Below are 15,365 nucleotides of genomic sequence, written 5' to 3'. Positions count from 1 at the left end.
TATTTAATAAATAAATTACGATAGGATGTGAAACAAAACATGACTATTCTGCACGACCCTTGGTTTACTGTTAAACAAATTGCCCAAAATACATATGCAATTAGTGAATATGGAGATTGGGAGAAAGTACATTCAATTTTAACTACAAAAAAGGTGTTTCCGTATAAGAAAACACCTTTTACTTTTTATATATTCTATTTAAAGTCTCAACTAAAACCTTACTTGCTTGTACAAATGTATGCTTTCGGTTTCTATCTTCAACAAATGTATTAGCACAACTCCCCATAATCATCATACAACTAATTATGACTAACACTATCTTTCTATTCTTGTAAGTCACTTCATGCCACTCCACTATTACAAAACTTCTTTTGAATGTATCCCATCAAGAAATTTTACATGAATAATAAAACGTGTGAATATGCAATTATGCATATTCACACGTTTTATTACAATGTTATGATTTAATTTAGTTAAAGTACACGTATACCGAGGTGACTAACTTGAAATTTAAAGCGAAAAAAAATCCATTTCACGTCATTTTTATTACATTATTTATCATGATTTTTTTCATTTCACTATTTTTCCAAAATGAAAATTCTATTTTTTTCACCCTCATGATGCTGCTAAATATCGTGAATCTTTCTTCATTCTATTTCTCTCACTACAACGTAACAGAATCATCTCTTTTCGTAAAACATGGTTTCATACTACGTACTGAAATTCCCTTTGAAGATATTCGCCACATTAAATACTCTGGTAAAAAACTTCATTCAAAGAAATGGACTAGACAGCAATTAGAAATCCATTATAATTTATTCGACTCTGTGACAACTTTCGTACCACAAGAAGAAGAAAAATTCATTGCACTTTTAAAAGAAAACTGCCCACATATGAAAATATTGAATATGTCTGCTAACAAATAATATATTTTGGTATTTACAGTAATAAAAAGACCAAGATTCTAAACAAAGAATCTTGGCATTTTTATTACTCTTTCGGAGCAATCATTTTTTTCGGATCGACAATTTCATCAAATTGTGCTTCTGTTAGTAATCCAGATTGCAATGCTGCTTCTTTTAAAGTTAACCCTTCTTTATGAGCATGCTTCGCAATTTTCGCTGCATTTTCATATCCGATATGCGGATTTAATGCTGTAACAAGCATTAATGAACGATTCACATTCTCTTTAATGACTTCTTCATCTGCTTCAATACCAACTGCACAATTATCATTAAATGAAACAATTGCATCTGCTAATAAGTGAGCAGATTGTAAGAAGTTATATGCAATAACAGGTTTAAATACATTTAACTCAAAATTGCCTTGGCTCGCTGCAAATCCGATTGTTGCGTCATTTCCCATCACTTGTGCTACAACCATCGTTAACGCTTCACTTTGCGTTGGATTTACTTTACCTGGCATAATAGAGCTTCCTGGCTCATTTGCTGGAATAATAATTTCTCCTAGCCCACTACGTGGACCACTTGCCAGCCAGCGCACATCGTTAGCGATTTTCATTAAATCCGCTGCTAATGCTTTTAATGCCCCATGCGTATATACAACTTCATCATGACTCGTTAATGCATGGAATTTATTTGGTGCAGAAATAAATTGCTTACCTGTAAATTGGCTAATTTCCTCAGATACCATCTCACCAAATTTAGGATGGGCGTTTATACCTGTTCCAACTGCAGTACCACCAATCGCAAGCTCTTTCATATATGTATTGCTCTCTGCAATCATACGCTCTGTTTTTTCAAGCATACGGTGCCATCCACTAATTTCTTGTCCTAATGTTAACGGTGTCGCATCTTGTAAATGTGTACGACCAATTTTTATAATATGTTCAAATGCTTTTACTTTTTCTGCTAACGTTTCTTTTAATTTCGTAATTGCTGGTAACACGTGATTTTCTACTGCGAGTACACATGCTACATGAAGCGCAGTTGGGAAAGTATCATTTGAACTTTGAGACATGTTCACATCATCATTCGGATGAATATGTACGTCAGATCCTTTCTCTTTCAAAATTTGATTCCCTCGGTTTGCAATTACTTCATTCACATTCATGTTTGACTGAGTACCACTACCTGTTTGCCATACGACAAGTGGAAAATGTTCATTCCATTTCCCTGCTATCACTTCGTCAGCTGCTGTCACAATTGCTTCTGCTTTTTCTTCTGATAGCTTTCCTAATTTTTTATTAGTAAGTGCTGCACTCTTCTTTAAAATGGCAAATGCTTTTACAATTTCAAGCGGCATTTGCTCTGTTCCAATCGGGAAGTTTTCTTTACTACGTTGTGTTTGTGCTGCCCATAATTTATCAGCTGGAACTTTAATTTCTCCTAATGTATCTCTTTCAATTCTGTACTCCATGTTTTCATCCCCTTGAAAATATAATACCTACATTTCTTATAATAACAGACTTCCCTTTAAATGATAAGAATTCTCACTCATATAAATAGATATTTTATATTTATTTTAAAAACTCCTCTTGACCTAAACTTAAGTTTAGGTTGTATTCTTTCCTTTGTAACCTACTATAACAATACTGGAGGAATTCAATATGAAAAAGTATGTTTTCATAATAAAAAATCACCTTCTACAACACGTAGAAGGTGATTTTTTATTTATGACGCTTCTTTTCCTTTTTCAGCATCATCTACATACCAAATGAACTTGCCTGTATATCCGTAAATAACTGCTAAAATTAACGATACGAAGCTTAACCACATAAATGGAATGTATGATATCGTCGCAACACCTAAAATACCAGCCATAAAAATACCGTTATCCGACCATGGAACCATACCTGAAGTTAATGTTCCACCTACTTCTGAGTTACGCGCTAATACGCGGCGGTCGATTTTTAGTTTATCATAACTTTCTTGCATAATTTTCGGTGTTAAAATAAGTGATACGTACATCGCACATCCAAATATGTTCGCTAAAAATGCAACGATTAATGTAGATAATGTTACATTACCAGCAGAATTTAATTTCTTTTCGAATTTTGATACGATTACTTTTAAAACACCTAATTTTTCAAGTAATCCACCAAACCCTAAACCGAAAATAATTACGGCTACTGAACCGAGCATACCGTTAATTCCGCCACGGTTTAATAACTTATCGACAAACTCCACGCCTGATTGAATTGAGAATCCGTTATATGCTGTTCCAATTGCGTCTCCAAAGTGCATTCCTTGGAAAACAGTTGCCCAAATTGCGCCAAGTAAAGCTCCCATTGCAATTGTAGGCATAGAAGGCTTCTTCATTGCTAATAGGACAATGACAATAATCGCCGGAACTAACATCCATATCTTAATATCAAAGTGTTTTAATAATGATTCCTTTAAAAATTCTACTCGATTTAAATCTACGTTATCTCCGCCATACATCCAACCAGCTACAGTAAACATAATGCTAGTAATAATATACGCTGGAACGTCTAATACAAGCATAGCTCGTACGTGTGCAATAACATCTACTTTTGCCATAGATGCTGCAAGTACTGTACTATCAGAAAGTGGCGATAATTTATCCCCGAAATAAGCACCTGAAAGAACTGCACCAGCAACAAGTGGTAATGGTAACCCAAGCCCTTCACCAATCGCCATCATAGCAATACCTGCTGTTCCTACCGTTCCCCAAGATGTTCCTGTTGCGATAGAAGTGATCGAACAAATAATTAATGTTGCTAATAGGAATATACTAGGGTGAATAAATTCTAATCCATAATAAATTAATGTTGGTACTATCCCACCAGCAATCCATGTTCCAATTAAAGCACCTACTGCAACTAAAATGAGTATTGCTTCTAATCCGTTAGAAATCCCTTTCGTAATTGCATCTTGCAATTCTTGATAACGAAATCCTAATCTTAATCCAAGCGCAATTACTAAAAACCATGAAATAAATAGCGCTAATTGAATTGGGAGATCAAAAATCGTTTGGAAGGAAAAGACAACAGCAAGAAATAATAATAAAAGAACTATGATTTCTAGCATCGATGGTAATCTTACACTTTTCATTTTTTTCTCTCCTTACAAGTCGATAACATGACGTGTGTCGTCTTACATGTATGTAATATACAATTAGCGAAGACAAAACAAAATTTTCATATTATTTCGATTTATTTTTCCAGTATAATATATTGGACACCTTTTCTATTGTAAAAGTAGATGCTACTTTTCGCAATGGAAAATATAAAAAATGTTACATTTTTTATATTTAACAATCAAAGAGTAACTTTTTTAATATTTGCCAACATAAAACTTTTTACTATTATCCTCACCGTTTAAAGGAATATCATTATTCCCCACACAAAAAAGCACGCATCATTCAAATGATGCATGCTCCACTTTTATTTATACATATTTTGTATTTCTTCTTTATTTTTAAGTATTTCCACAAACTTATCGCTACAACCTTTCGGAAATAATACGCCGAGTCCATATGAATGCTGGAACTGAAAATGAGGGTGCTTTGCTGTGACTTCATCCCAAAACTTATACACGCCGAAGTTTCGATCTTTCACCTCAATATCATGAAATAACACAATACCGTTATTCGCAAGTTTCGGTAACCATGTTTTATAATCATGAGAAACTGCTTCATACGTATGATAGCCATCAATATGCAACAAATTTATCGTTCCATCTTGAAATTGATCAACAGCCTCATCAAAAGTAGATTTAATTAAATTACCTATATTGGGATAGCTCATTTTCACCACTTTATCTACAATTTGGAAAACACCTTCTCCATATGGACCTGTATGCCCGTCTCCTGTCCAAGTATCTACAGCATAACATTTTGTATCTAATCCCCCATCCTTTACCCCTTGACAAAAACTGAAAAAAGAAGCGCCTAAATGTGTACCTAGCTCAACTAATATTTCTGGTTTTTCAAATCTTACTAAATCGTATGCGAACTCCAAATGCCCAAGCCACGCAGTATTCGCACGAATAAATGGACTAAAATTATCAAATTCAAATGTTGGTTTATGAGTAACCCAGTTCATCGCGTATCTCCTTCTACACATATTTTTAACAAACCAAATTACTCTTATCTTTATTTTTTTATCCGCTTGATTATGATTTAATTTTATAATTTTCTCTCACTTTATTTAACCTGCTCGCTTGTATCGTAAATATAACTGGAACTATTCAAATCTCCACCATACAACACAGAAATTTCAGTTTATTTTTTATTCATTTCGTGATATATTGCATATTGTATATAATATATTTCCTGAAAGGAGGACTCTATACATGATGGATCCAAATCGTTTAAAAGGAATCATTATGGTTGTCATCGGTGCTTGTTTATGGGGCTTGTCCGGAACAGCTGCACAACAACTTTTTCAATATGACAATATTTCTACTGAATGGTTAGTTACAATTCGATTGCTTATATCGGGCGTTATCTTACTCATTATTTCATCATTCGGAACGAGAAAAAAAGAAATATTCAGCATATGGAAACAAAGATCTGATGCTACTAAAATGATATTGTTTGGCCTATTCGGTATGCTTGCTGTACAATACACGTACTTCGCTTCTATTAAAGAAGGAAATGCTGCCGTTGCAACATTATTGCAATATTTAGCTCCTATATTTATTACTGTATACTTACTTTTCAAATGGAACGTTCGTCCATCAAAAATTGATTTTATTTCAATTGCCCTTTCATTAGTAGGCACTTTTCTCTTACTAACAAACGGGTCTGTTCATAACTTAGCTGTTTCTACACCAGCTATCGTTTGGGGTATTTTATCTGGATTATCTCTTGCTTTTTATAGTTTATATTCAAAAGAATTACTAGATAGATGGTCTTCCTCAGTTATCGTTGGATGGGGCATGATTATTGGGGGTATGGGTGTAACGATTGTACACTTTATTACTACGAAAGAATTCATTTTATTGTCAACGATGAAATATGTAAAACTAAATACCTTACCGCTCATCACATTTGTCATCATTTTCGGAACACTTATTGCCTTTTATTTATACTTAGACAGCATACGATACTTAACCCCGAAAGAAACGACATTATTCGGTTGTACAGAACCACTCGCAGCTATTATTTCTTCTGTACTTATATTACATGTACCGTTTCAATCTTTTCAGTTATTAGGGGCTTTTTGTGTCATTGTAATGGTGCTTATCTTAAGCCAAAAACCGGATGAAGGGAAACCTGAATTAAAGCTTGTTCATGAGAAAAAGAAAAATATACAATGAAAGGATTGAATTCACTATGCCTATCCCTCAAAATAATAAAAAACTTGGAAGAGTTTCAGCAAAATCACTCGTTTTAAATCAACTACAAGATTGGATTATTGAAGGTGTACTGAAGCCCGATGAAAAAATTAATGATGGGGAACTGGCTGAAGCACTAGGAGTAAGTAGAACACCTGTAAGAGAAGCACTTCAAATATTAGAGCTTTCTGGATTAGTGGAAATGGTACCTGGGCAAAAAACAAAAATTGCTCCTATTCAGTTAGACGACATACCTACTATTTATGAAACGATGGCTGGTCTTCACTCTATTATAGGTAAGCAAGCACTTCAAAACATTACAGACGCTGATCTGAAGCTACTTTCTGAAATAAATGATGACTTTCAGTACTCTATAGAGAAAAAAAACGCAAAACAAGCTTTAGAATTAGATATACAATTTCACAATGCAATTTCTTCTATTGCTAAAAATCAATATATTGAACCCTTTCTAGAAAATATGCAACTTCACGTCTTACGCCTTGAATATTTATTTTTCCAAAACTTTGTTCCAGCAAGTCAATCTATTGATGAACATCACGCTATCATTCAAGCACTGCAGAAGCAGGATGAAAAACAAATGGAACAAATGATGACTCAAAACTGGCTCCGTCCAATGAAAGAAATACAAAAAATAATTTCTACGAAATAGAAAGAGAGCTGGCTACATAAAATCGTAACCAGCTCTCTTTTTACTAATATATATAGTTATGCCTGAATATTTGCATAATCTTCCATATCTTCGTATTCTTTTTCCAATTCCTCTAAAGACAGCTCGTATAATTGTCGATCGCGAATTTTAAACACACCTGCTCCAATTAACTCATCAATTAAATGCCTCTTACGATTTTCAACAGCAAAACGGAGTTGACTACTCATCTTTTAAAAAAACTCCTTTCTACGATTATTGAAAATGATAATCTTTATCAATTACCACTTTTGATTATAAAAGATGACTCTTTATAAGTAAAGTAATTTCATGAAATATTTACCTTACAAAGTATTTGTGGCCACATTATATATATGTATGCCGCGCGAAAAATGTTATGACACTTTTTCTTATCCTTTTTCTTTCATACTTTGCAAGTTGTCTCACTATGATGAAATTCACCATCTATTTCTACTTGAATGGTGACATGTTCTACATGAAACTTCTCTTTTAATACTTCCGTAGCCTCTTTTAATACACTTTGTGTTTCATTTCCTTGAATAATCAAGTGGCAAGTTAATACTTGAAAATCCGATGTGACAGACCATATGTGCAAATCATGAACTTCTTTTACAATCGTAATATTTAACAATGTACTTTTTACCTCTTCAACATTTATGTTCTGCGGTGCACCTTCCATTAATATATGGACCGTATCACGTGTTACACGCCATCCACTAATAATGACTAAAATAGACACAAGAATACTAGCAATCGCATCCGCAGCAGTCCATCCGAAAAATTTAATAAGTAACGCAGCAGTAATCGCTCCAACTGATCCTAATAAATCGCCTAATACGTGTAAGAAAGCACTTCTTAAATTTAAATTACCCTTCACATCTCCGCCTCTCATTAATATCCCAGCTGATAAAATATTAATAAGCAGACCAAGTACAGCAATAATAAGCATTCCATTACTAGCAATCTCAACTGGCTCTTTAAAACGGCGAATTGCTTCAATAAAAATGTATATTGAAATGACAATAAGGACGACACCGTTACATAATGCCGCTAACATTTCGACTCGCTTATATCCATATGTTTTCGCAGTTGTTGCTGTTTTTTCTCCGAGTTTAAACGCAAGTAAACTTAAAGCTAAAGATACTGCATCACTTAGCATATGCCCCGCGTCAGATAGTAGTGCTAAGCTATTTGTTACAAATCCCCCAATAACTTCAGCAATCATAAAACTTGTTGTTAGTAAAAATGCAAGTAATAACGCTTTCTTATTATTAGAATTACCATGATTATGTGAATGCCCCATACTAATGCTCCTTTAAGGATAATATCTGTACATTAGTATGAAACAAACTCCCCATCTTTATCCCGCTTCCTCTGTATAAACACTTCGCTACATTTCAAACAAGTCCTTTTTCTCAACAAAAAATAAGACTACTTCTTTTTCAGCTTCATATTGTTTACTAATGAAAGAATTTTTAAGGAGGTTACGAAAATGAAACGTTTATTTCTCTGTATGGAACGTGAACTTGTTGTAGTGAAAGAACGATATGGTAACTATGAAGCGGCGTATCACTTACAAAATATGCAACCTACCTGTATCGCTGTTGATCCATTTCATACTCAAGTTCTTTTGTCTCTAAATTTAAAAAATCCATCGTCATTGCAAGAACTTTACCATCTATATTCCTTTTAGATCCCCATAAACGAACCGCTTTATTTATTTTACTGTCCTCAAAATTATTAGCATTACTAATAATTTGATTCTTAAATTAAAGCAACATCCTCTAGTAACAATACATCAAATCTAAGTTGTCATAACTGTCATAATATGTTCTACCGAAAGCATAATCTTTTTTCGATCTCTTTTTAATAATATACCCGGTTTCTATAAATGGACTTCTCCTATTTTGACAATGAGCACTACGATGCCCGTCTCCTTGTCCATGAACGCACAATATGGGCACCAAACTGCAAGATTTCCATTTTCATCTCTTTCATAGGCTAATAATACAGGCGATGATCTTTCATTTTTATTTAATCTCATATGTATCCTCCTAAAAAATAAATTATAATATACAGAAATAAAGTTTAATGATATATATGTTACTTCTAATTACAAATATTTCTTTTATAATAACTTCAGCTGAATATAGCCATCGTCGTTATCTTTTAAGTTTTCTTTATGCTCCTTTTTCTTGTTTTTTTGCTTATTTACAGCTTCAATTTCTTTTTCTTCATGTCTAAGTTTTCTTGACACAAACCATTTTGGTAATCCAGAAGTGAATGTAGGAAAGTATTTTCTTTCGTAGGCAGTACGTTCTTTTTTTGTATACATACGTATTCCTCCCAAAACCGATTTCATTTCCTGTTAAATGAGGTATCTCATCATAATCTTTGTTTAAAAGCTCTTGTTTTCTATATAATTGTTCTTTCTCTAATTGAATACGCTCTCGTTCTTCTTCCTCTTTCTTTAAATTTTCTTGTCGGATACGTTTCTCTTCTTGCTCCATTTTTATTTTTTCTTTTTTTTGCACTTTATCTAACTTTTGTCCATACTTATCCAAAAGCCCTTTATAAAACATTTTTTCTGAAGTATTATTGGTTACCTGCTCATAATGTCGCTCTAATTCTTCTACTAATTCAATTAAATTTCTACTCTCGATCCAGTTTTTATATCTATTTTGTTCTTTATTAAAATATATTTCAAAATCATTCTTGTTTCTTAAGAAAGTTGTTGGAAATCCTTTAAATAAAGTTTTTACGACTATATACCACTCATAATGCTCTTCTTTTAAATAATTCAACCAAGAATACCAATTACCAATTGAAGATAATTCAAATAGAACCTTTTCTGTCTCCAGTCGTTCTACTAACATACTAAATTCCTTTTTATATTGATTATATAAATCACACATATAATCCTTTGCCATTTGTTCAGCCAATGCTTCTTCTTGCCTTCTGCGCTCTTCAGCTTTTTGTCGTTCTATTTCTAGTAGTTTGTTAGTATAGGCTATTTTCATGTCTTCTCTTGCTTTTCTCGCTAATTCTATACTATTTAATGCTTCCTCTATCTGCCGGGCTTTATCAAATTCAATAGCAGCATCTACTAATTTCGTGGGAGCAGAATCACTTCTATGAATTTGGCCTTTAAATTCTTCATTTAATTGAATACTCTTTTTCAGCCTCGTATCTTTTTCACTATTTGGTGCACGTAATAATTCTGTTTCTAATAATACTGGTACAACATCAGACTCTGCTATTCGGTTCACCAGAAATATATCATCTTGTGTTGAATGTTCTCGGTTCTCTAACAATGCATTTACCCTTAGCTTAGAACTTTCAGGAGTTCTTCGAATTAATAATACATGCCCATTATGATCAACGGTTACAATAACATGATATACATCCATCAAATAGTTAAATGCTTTATTATTTTCCCCTGTTACAAAGAAATACTCCTCTTTTAGTGGAGAAATATATGTATACTCATAAGAATTTGTTTCTGGATTAAAACTACTAATTCTTGTACCACTATAACTATCCGTATATATTTTTTCACCATTTCCCTCTTTTTCCTTAGGTGGGAAGAAACTATCTAGTATTAACACCCATGCGGTTGGTACATTTTCTTCAAAATATATATTTGTTCTCTTCGCAATATTACTAGTCCGAATATTAGACGCCTGTACTTCGATTGCCAACTTTAGCTCTTCTTTTTCATCAATTGTTTGCAACACTGCTACATCCGCACGTGAAATGTCTTTATGCCTTTTCTCTTCTTTTACGATGTAACCAGCCTTACTAAATAATTCATATAAATATTTCTTAGTTCTAGCATGTGCCAGTGATTCAAAGGAAAAACAGTGTTTTTTATCTAAATGAAAAAAATATGGATTTTTATTAACTCTCTTAAATCCTTTATTAAACGACATGATATCTTGACATATAGGACATTTCGCTTGATATAACGATTTTTTACCTCTTATATACTTTGCTTCCTTATCATTATCTATAACCATAGAATCTAGCTCTATATATCTTTTCTTTTGAAAAACAATTAAATTACCACTAGGAAATATTTTCTTCCAACCATCAAAATAATCGATATAAGAATACTGCAATTCAATATACACCCTTTCTAAAAGGAATATCATTAACATCCGATAAATTAATTATAGTTACATTGCAACATTATGATTCATAGATATATCCATTTTTAATTATTGTTAGAAATTCTAAAATTATTTGTCTTTATTTCCTTACTTTAATTGGTAAATAGTTTAAAATTAACTTTATAGTACTTCTATTTTTCTATGATTATAATTAAATAGGATTAGGATACTTCTATAAAAGATGGGAATATAGATAATAAATTAGAAAATAAAAAGGAAAGAGGTAGAATTTATTTGTACAGAAACTTGTTGAATTTTTAATTATATTGTATTCTAAGCATTTTTATATATTTAACAATTTATTTCTTATCCTTAAAACCTGCTATTATTACTGCAACATCCACAGAATATAATAGGTTACAATTTGTTATGCTATTACTTCTACTTATTTTAGTTTCTATGATATATGGTTTAATAATAAAAAAATTAATTCGGCATAATTCTAGATCAACCCATTCTATTGCAAATGAAAGTATATTATTTATATTTAGTCATATTTTTATTGCACTTATCTTCTTTTTTATTATGTCTATTTAGGTTGTTAAACGAGTACTAAGTAAGATATACCTTTCTTCAATTTTTAGCAAATAATTACGGAGAAATGTTAAAAGATATATCACGCCGAAAATATAGTTTTTTCGGCGTGATAAAGAAAGAGATATAACCATTATAAGACTCATTTTAGGTACTGGGCTTAGAAATAGAACGTTTAGAAAGAATACAATTTGAATAGTATCTACTCACCTATGTTTATTTGTAGCTTTAAAATAAATTTTAATCAAAAATGAGTTATAAATATTGATGTTACAATACAAAAAAACCACGTATTTTGAAAAAAGATTGATTATAGTATAAATTAAATGCATTCTATTAATTCTTTAATCCTAATTTCCTTAATATATGTACTTCAACTCCAACCATGACTTATAATTTACACCGACATCTTGCCCATGACCTGCTCTGAGTTTCTTATACATTGGTGTTGTTCGTTTCCGTTTATACTAGAAACATCTTAACTATGTTTCTAGTAAAGAATTTTTGCACCAGAACCATCTCCTTTATAACCTTATGTTTCCTCTGCATTATTGAACCTTATTTAAGACTTATAATAGTATTAGTAGTTTGTACAATATCAAATTCAAAATCAATCGTTTTAAACCAATTTTGTTCATAATCAAAGAAAACATAATTTAGTGCTTGAGGGCTTGCCACGCTCCTATAAACAATTCCATGTACTCCATGATATTTCGCACATTGTGCCAGAAAATTAGGGAATATATATTCTTGTCCATTACGAGTTGTTTTTTCAAAGCTACAATATTGGACTAATGGAGATTGAGAATTTGATAGATCTAAAAATTTCACCGGTATTGAAAGTTGCCATTCAATAATGTCATATCTTAGATTAGGATTATCTGAAGCTATTTCACTTAGAGCCACTTCTTTAACATCACAAGTATATAACTCTCCTTGACCAGAAATATTATATCTACCTTGTCCTGATACACCATAAGGCGCTTTAAACATTTCCAAATCAGTATATGGTAACTTCCTCTCATTAGCATCTCGATCCCTAGCACGGAATAACGTCAATTTTTCAACAGTAATTAAGTTCGTATTAATTTCATCGAATATTCTTCTTCCAACTGCATGTTCTAAACCAAGCATCGGGAATTGAGCAAGGTATCTATAAAGACTAAAAACATCCTTTGTGCTAAGACTTGTTACAATATCTGTAATTGCTAATACTCTTGGTATTTCACGCACAGGTATGGATTCAGTATTTTCTTTATTTTCGAGAATATATTCCAATTTCTCACTATCGTCATTAAAGCTTTGACATAATTGATAAGTATCCTTCGGTATTTTACCGAATATGTATTTAGTCTCTTTTTCCTTATTTTCTAAAGACATTGCATTAACAACTGAATCTGTTAGAACCCAATTGGAACTTATTTTTGACACCGCATCCATCGCCGATTTATATCCACTTAAATCTATTCTTGACACTGCATCCATTGCTGATTTATATCCACTTAAATCTATTTTTGGCACTGCATCCATTGCCGATTTATATCCACTTAAATCTATTTTTGACACTGCATCCATTGCTGATTTATATCCACTTAAATCTATTTTTGACACTGCATCCATTGCTGTTAAACCATTAATATTATTACTAATTACGGATTCATCTATTAAATTATTCTTGTGGTTTTCAAATATTAGAGTACTCTCAACGGAATCTTCTATCTTCTTTATATCCATAATCAAATTTCCCCTTATTTTGATTTGTTACGTCTAATGATTTTCTTCTTAAATAAATAATTATACTAAGCTTGATAATTACATTTCTGATATCATGTTTAATATCTCCCCCTTATCATTTTCTTCCAATAAAATGTGTTTGTTATACGATTTATTTATTTTTCCTTTGCAATACTTTTCGACCTCGTAATCCGGAATCCAAATTTCATGTTCATAGATTTTACTCATTACAATTTCTAGAACATCCTCATATTCTCTCGGTTTCAATCTACAGTTATGTACCTTAATCTTTTCTATATAAACCTCTCTCAGCCAAGTTGATATGATTTCACGCTGTTTTTGCTTTAGGTGTGACCATTTCTTATTTGTTTGCAGTAGTTGTCCTTGTGAGCTCCTGATATGATTTCTTATTGACCTTCACTCCCCGATCGTATTTTTTCTTATTCGAACCAAAGACGCTGCAGACTTCGAATCGAATCACAGCATACGTCTTACTAATTTTACGAATTGAACCTTATGAAAACTCATCCTAGTATTAAAGCTGATAAAGACGAATTAAAGCATTTAATCAATAAAAAAAGGACTAGATGATAAATCCTAGCCCTTTTTATTATACATTAAATTAGTGTATCAACCACCGTGATCTCCAATTGAAAGACCTTGAATCACTTCGTATGATTGTGGAGTCTTCGCTGTATTCGTCACACCTATAGTCAAGGTTATAGCGGTGACAATTCCCATTAAACTCAATACTACTTTTTTCATTTTAAAGCTCCTTCCTCAAAAAATTTTCGTTTCGCTTGCAATCCTAAATGGAAATACTTACTCGCCGCATGATGATTCTTTTCATCATAAAATTTTGTTCCCAGTGTCTCATAAGACTCTTGAACATCTTCATACAATCCTTCTCTTTCGAAGTAATCAATTCCTGCTAGCACTACGGTTTCGAGTATTTGAGTAGGTGAAGCGTTGTTCAGCTCTTGTAAAATGAGATATCGATGTATGAACTCTTCTTGATTTAGTTTCTTACTAATATTTAAACCATTCTCAATGAGTTCTGCTGCGACTTCTCGCTCGTCCAGTTTGTAATGTTCCAATGCCTTTGCATACATGGCTTTGTAATGGTTTGGAGACTTTTCAATGACTTCAGATAAATAACGAATCGCTAAAGATGATAGGTTTTGTTTAGAATACATCCAACCCAAGTTATGGCGCACCATAAGAATAAACTTATCTTCTCCGACTTTTTGGAATTTGTCCATTGCAGCCGCAAAATGTTCCTCTGCTAATGACCACTCTTTTAAATTTATACAAGCTAACCCCAACAAGTTCTCACAAAAGCCGACATTGCGCTCATAATCATCATGAGCTAAAAACATTTCCTTTGCCCTTGTTGTGTACTGAAAGGAGACTAGTGAATCACAAATATCAAAATGGAATGCACCTAACTTATAATAAAATTCAGCTTTCTCAACTTCATCATGAATAAGCTCTAATAACTTTTCGGCTTGATCAAAATGTTCTTTTGCAACCTTATAACTACCAGTTCCACTAGAATGAATAGCTTTAAAGAAATGATAATAATAAGTTAAAGTGTTTTTAGAAGGAATCTCAAAGGATTCTACTTTATCAAAACTACTTGTAGAAACACCTAAGTTATCAATTACGTATTGATGACGAAAATCTAATAACGAATAGTATAATAATAAGTTCTGATCTTCTTCTATATTTTGCATTTTATCATCAATTTCTTCTTTTAAACGATGTGCATTACTTATGCGCCGCGCACGGATTTCCACATACCAATCATTTAATAAGCCCAGAATCTGTTCATTTCCTTTGACTGCTATATTCATAATCTACCCCCTCATTACCAATTATCATATATTCTTTTAATAATATAATAACAGAATTTGTAATTTAATAGGCGTATTTTCAAATATATATCAACAAAATTCAGAATATTAGAAT

17 protein-coding genes and 2 pseudogenes are annotated in these 15,365 nt (G+C 32.3%); 7 read left to right on the top strand and 12 right to left on the bottom strand.

Annotation, left to right across the window (positions count from 1 at the left end; all coding sequences use genetic code 11):
- The first annotated feature begins 39 nt into the window (after positions 1-39).
- A complete protein-coding gene (locus ACTFR9_RS01500) occupies positions 40-273 on the top strand; it encodes a hypothetical protein (RefSeq protein ID WP_002193851.1) in 234 nt (77 codons plus the stop codon).
- Positions 274-503: 230 nt separating this feature from the next.
- Entirely contained in the window at positions 504-926 is a 423-nt protein-coding gene (locus ACTFR9_RS01495; RefSeq protein ID WP_000669080.1) for a PH domain-containing protein, read from the top strand.
- A 64-nt stretch (positions 927-990) separates the two neighbouring features.
- Here the strand turns inward: ACTFR9_RS01495 and fumC are convergent, their stop codons facing one another.
- From fumC to ACTFR9_RS01480, 3 genes are all read right to left on the bottom strand, one after another.
- Positions 991-2,379 (bottom strand): class II fumarate hydratase, encoded by a 1,389-nt coding sequence (fumC, locus tag ACTFR9_RS01490; RefSeq protein ID WP_000456630.1) that lies wholly within the window; start codon positions 2,377-2,379, stop codon positions 991-993.
- A gap of 254 nt (positions 2,380-2,633) precedes the next feature.
- Positions 2,634-4,037: a Na+/H+ antiporter NhaC gene (gene nhaC, locus ACTFR9_RS01485; protein ID WP_000843974.1), complete on the bottom strand. Its 1,404-nt coding sequence runs from the start codon at positions 4,035-4,037 to the stop codon at positions 2,634-2,636.
- Between the two features lie 332 nt (positions 4,038-4,369).
- Positions 4,370-5,029, bottom strand: coding sequence for a class I SAM-dependent methyltransferase (locus tag ACTFR9_RS01480; RefSeq protein WP_074532024.1), 660 nt, complete (start codon positions 5,027-5,029; stop codon positions 4,370-4,372).
- A 253-nt stretch (positions 5,030-5,282) separates the two neighbouring features.
- On the opposite strand from ACTFR9_RS01480, the gene ACTFR9_RS01475 reads away from it, so the two are divergent.
- Positions 5,283-6,248, top strand: coding sequence for a DMT family transporter (locus ACTFR9_RS01475; protein WP_229136860.1), 966 nt, complete (start codon positions 5,283-5,285; stop codon positions 6,246-6,248).
- 16 nt (positions 6,249-6,264) lie between these two features.
- Complete coding sequence (locus ACTFR9_RS01470) at positions 6,265-6,936, top strand: GntR family transcriptional regulator (RefSeq protein WP_002163700.1); 672 nt, start codon at positions 6,265-6,267, stop codon at positions 6,934-6,936.
- Positions 6,937-6,992: 56 nt separating this feature from the next.
- Here ACTFR9_RS01470 and fbpA read toward each other — a convergent pair whose 3' ends face one another.
- Together fbpA and ACTFR9_RS01460 are read right to left on the bottom strand one after the other, a co-directional pair.
- Positions 6,993-7,163 carry a Fur-regulated basic protein FbpA gene (fbpA, locus tag ACTFR9_RS01465; RefSeq protein ID WP_000098302.1) on the bottom strand — a complete coding sequence of 57 codons (171 nt, stop codon included), beginning with the start codon at positions 7,161-7,163 and terminating at the stop codon, positions 6,993-6,995.
- 194 nt (positions 7,164-7,357) lie between these two features.
- A complete protein-coding gene (locus tag ACTFR9_RS01460) occupies positions 7,358-8,257 on the bottom strand; it encodes a cation diffusion facilitator family transporter (protein ID WP_095843052.1) in 900 nt (299 codons plus the stop codon).
- A 189-nt stretch (positions 8,258-8,446) separates the two neighbouring features.
- On the opposite strand from ACTFR9_RS01460, the pseudogene ACTFR9_RS01455 reads away from it, so the two are divergent.
- A pseudogene (locus ACTFR9_RS01455) lies at positions 8,447-8,569 on the top strand (glycosyl hydrolase); the annotation flags it as partial.
- 270 nt (positions 8,570-8,839) lie between these two features.
- Here the strand turns inward: ACTFR9_RS01455 and ACTFR9_RS01450 are convergent.
- The 3 genes from ACTFR9_RS01450 to ACTFR9_RS01440 all read right to left on the bottom strand — a co-directional run bounded on the left by ACTFR9_RS01450 (position 8,840) and on the right by ACTFR9_RS01440 (position 11,075).
- Complete coding sequence (locus ACTFR9_RS01450; protein WP_372464932.1) at positions 8,840-8,998, bottom strand: hypothetical protein; 159 nt, start codon at positions 8,996-8,998, stop codon at positions 8,840-8,842.
- An 84-nt stretch (positions 8,999-9,082) separates the two neighbouring features.
- Positions 9,083-9,211: a hypothetical protein gene (locus ACTFR9_RS01445; RefSeq protein ID WP_264675722.1), complete on the bottom strand. Its 129-nt coding sequence runs from the start codon at positions 9,209-9,211 to the stop codon at positions 9,083-9,085.
- Positions 9,195-11,075: a competence protein CoiA gene (locus tag ACTFR9_RS01440; protein WP_229136853.1), complete on the bottom strand. Its 1,881-nt coding sequence runs from the start codon at positions 11,073-11,075 to the stop codon at positions 9,195-9,197. The genes ACTFR9_RS01445 and ACTFR9_RS01440 overlap by 17 nt, the downstream gene beginning before the upstream one ends.
- Positions 11,076-11,396: 321 nt before the next feature.
- Here ACTFR9_RS01440 and ACTFR9_RS01435 point away from each other — a divergent pair, with 321 nt between their 5' ends.
- Positions 11,397-11,663, top strand: a complete 267-nt coding sequence (locus tag ACTFR9_RS01435) for a hypothetical protein (protein WP_313929705.1) — start codon at positions 11,397-11,399, stop codon at positions 11,661-11,663.
- 31 nt (positions 11,664-11,694) lie between these two features.
- Positions 11,695-11,825 (top strand): annotated as a pseudogene (locus tag ACTFR9_RS01430) (tyrosine recombinase XerS); the annotation flags it as partial.
- A gap of 393 nt (positions 11,826-12,218) precedes the next feature.
- Here ACTFR9_RS01430 and ACTFR9_RS01425 read toward each other — a convergent pair.
- From ACTFR9_RS01425 to ACTFR9_RS01410, 4 genes are all read right to left on the bottom strand, one after another.
- Positions 12,219-13,394 carry an RES family NAD+ phosphorylase gene (locus ACTFR9_RS01425; protein ID WP_193635156.1) on the bottom strand — a complete coding sequence of 392 codons (1,176 nt, stop codon included), beginning with the start codon at positions 13,392-13,394 and terminating at the stop codon, positions 12,219-12,221.
- A 78-nt stretch (positions 13,395-13,472) separates the two neighbouring features.
- The gene (locus tag ACTFR9_RS01420; protein ID WP_229136859.1) at positions 13,473-13,805 is read right to left on the bottom strand and encodes a transposase; all 333 of its coding nucleotides are present in this window, start codon (positions 13,803-13,805) and stop codon (positions 13,473-13,475) included.
- 219 nt (positions 13,806-14,024) lie between these two features.
- On the bottom strand, positions 14,025-14,159 hold the full coding sequence (locus ACTFR9_RS01415) for a hypothetical protein (RefSeq protein ID WP_000758231.1): 135 nt from the start codon (positions 14,157-14,159) through the stop codon (positions 14,025-14,027).
- Complete coding sequence (locus ACTFR9_RS01410; RefSeq protein ID WP_229136852.1) at positions 14,156-15,250, bottom strand: Rap family tetratricopeptide repeat protein; 1,095 nt, start codon at positions 15,248-15,250, stop codon at positions 14,156-14,158. Before ACTFR9_RS01410 ends, ACTFR9_RS01415 begins: the two co-directional genes overlap by 4 nt.
- Positions 15,251-15,365 lie beyond the last annotated feature (115 nt).

Source organism: Bacillus cereus group sp. MYBK222-1 (assembly GCF_051916425.1).
Classification (GTDB): domain Bacteria; phylum Bacillota; class Bacilli; order Bacillales; family Bacillaceae_G; genus Bacillus_A; species Bacillus_A paranthracis.
The sequence above is the reverse complement of the archived record's forward strand: the minus strand, read 5'-3'. Positions and strand labels throughout refer to the sequence as shown.

Excerpts from the sequence above, each read along its gene's own strand:
- ACTFR9_RS01470 (WP_002163700.1), top strand. The coding sequence starts at position 6,265 with ATGCCTATCCCTCAAAATAATAAAAAACTTGGAAGAGTTTCAGCAAAA.
- fumC (WP_000456630.1), bottom strand. The coding sequence starts at position 2,379 with ATGGAGTACAGAATTGAAAGAGATACATTAGGAGAAATTAAAGTTCCA.
- ACTFR9_RS01460 (WP_095843052.1), bottom strand. The coding sequence starts at position 8,257 with ATGGGGCATTCACATAATCATGGTAATTCTAATAATAAGAAAGCGTTA.
- ACTFR9_RS01410 (WP_229136852.1), bottom strand. The coding sequence starts at position 15,250 with ATGAATATAGCAGTCAAAGGAAATGAACAGATTCTGGGCTTATTAAAT.
- ACTFR9_RS01415 (WP_000758231.1), bottom strand. The coding sequence starts at position 14,159 with ATGAAAAAAGTAGTATTGAGTTTAATGGGAATTGTCACCGCTATAACC.
- ACTFR9_RS01425 (WP_193635156.1), bottom strand. The coding sequence starts at position 13,394 with ATGGATATAAAGAAGATAGAAGATTCCGTTGAGAGTACTCTAATATTT.
- ACTFR9_RS01500 (WP_002193851.1), top strand. The coding sequence starts at position 40 with ATGACTATTCTGCACGACCCTTGGTTTACTGTTAAACAAATTGCCCAA.
- ACTFR9_RS01450 (WP_372464932.1), bottom strand. The coding sequence starts at position 8,998 with ATGAGATTAAATAAAAATGAAAGATCATCGCCTGTATTATTAGCCTAT.
- ACTFR9_RS01480 (WP_074532024.1), bottom strand. The coding sequence starts at position 5,029 with ATGAACTGGGTTACTCATAAACCAACATTTGAATTTGATAATTTTAGT.
- nhaC (WP_000843974.1), bottom strand. The coding sequence starts at position 4,037 with ATGAAAAGTGTAAGATTACCATCGATGCTAGAAATCATAGTTCTTTTA.
- ACTFR9_RS01475 (WP_229136860.1), top strand. The coding sequence starts at position 5,283 with ATGGATCCAAATCGTTTAAAAGGAATCATTATGGTTGTCATCGGTGCT.
- fbpA (WP_000098302.1), bottom strand. The coding sequence starts at position 7,163 with ATGAGTAGTCAACTCCGTTTTGCTGTTGAAAATCGTAAGAGGCATTTA.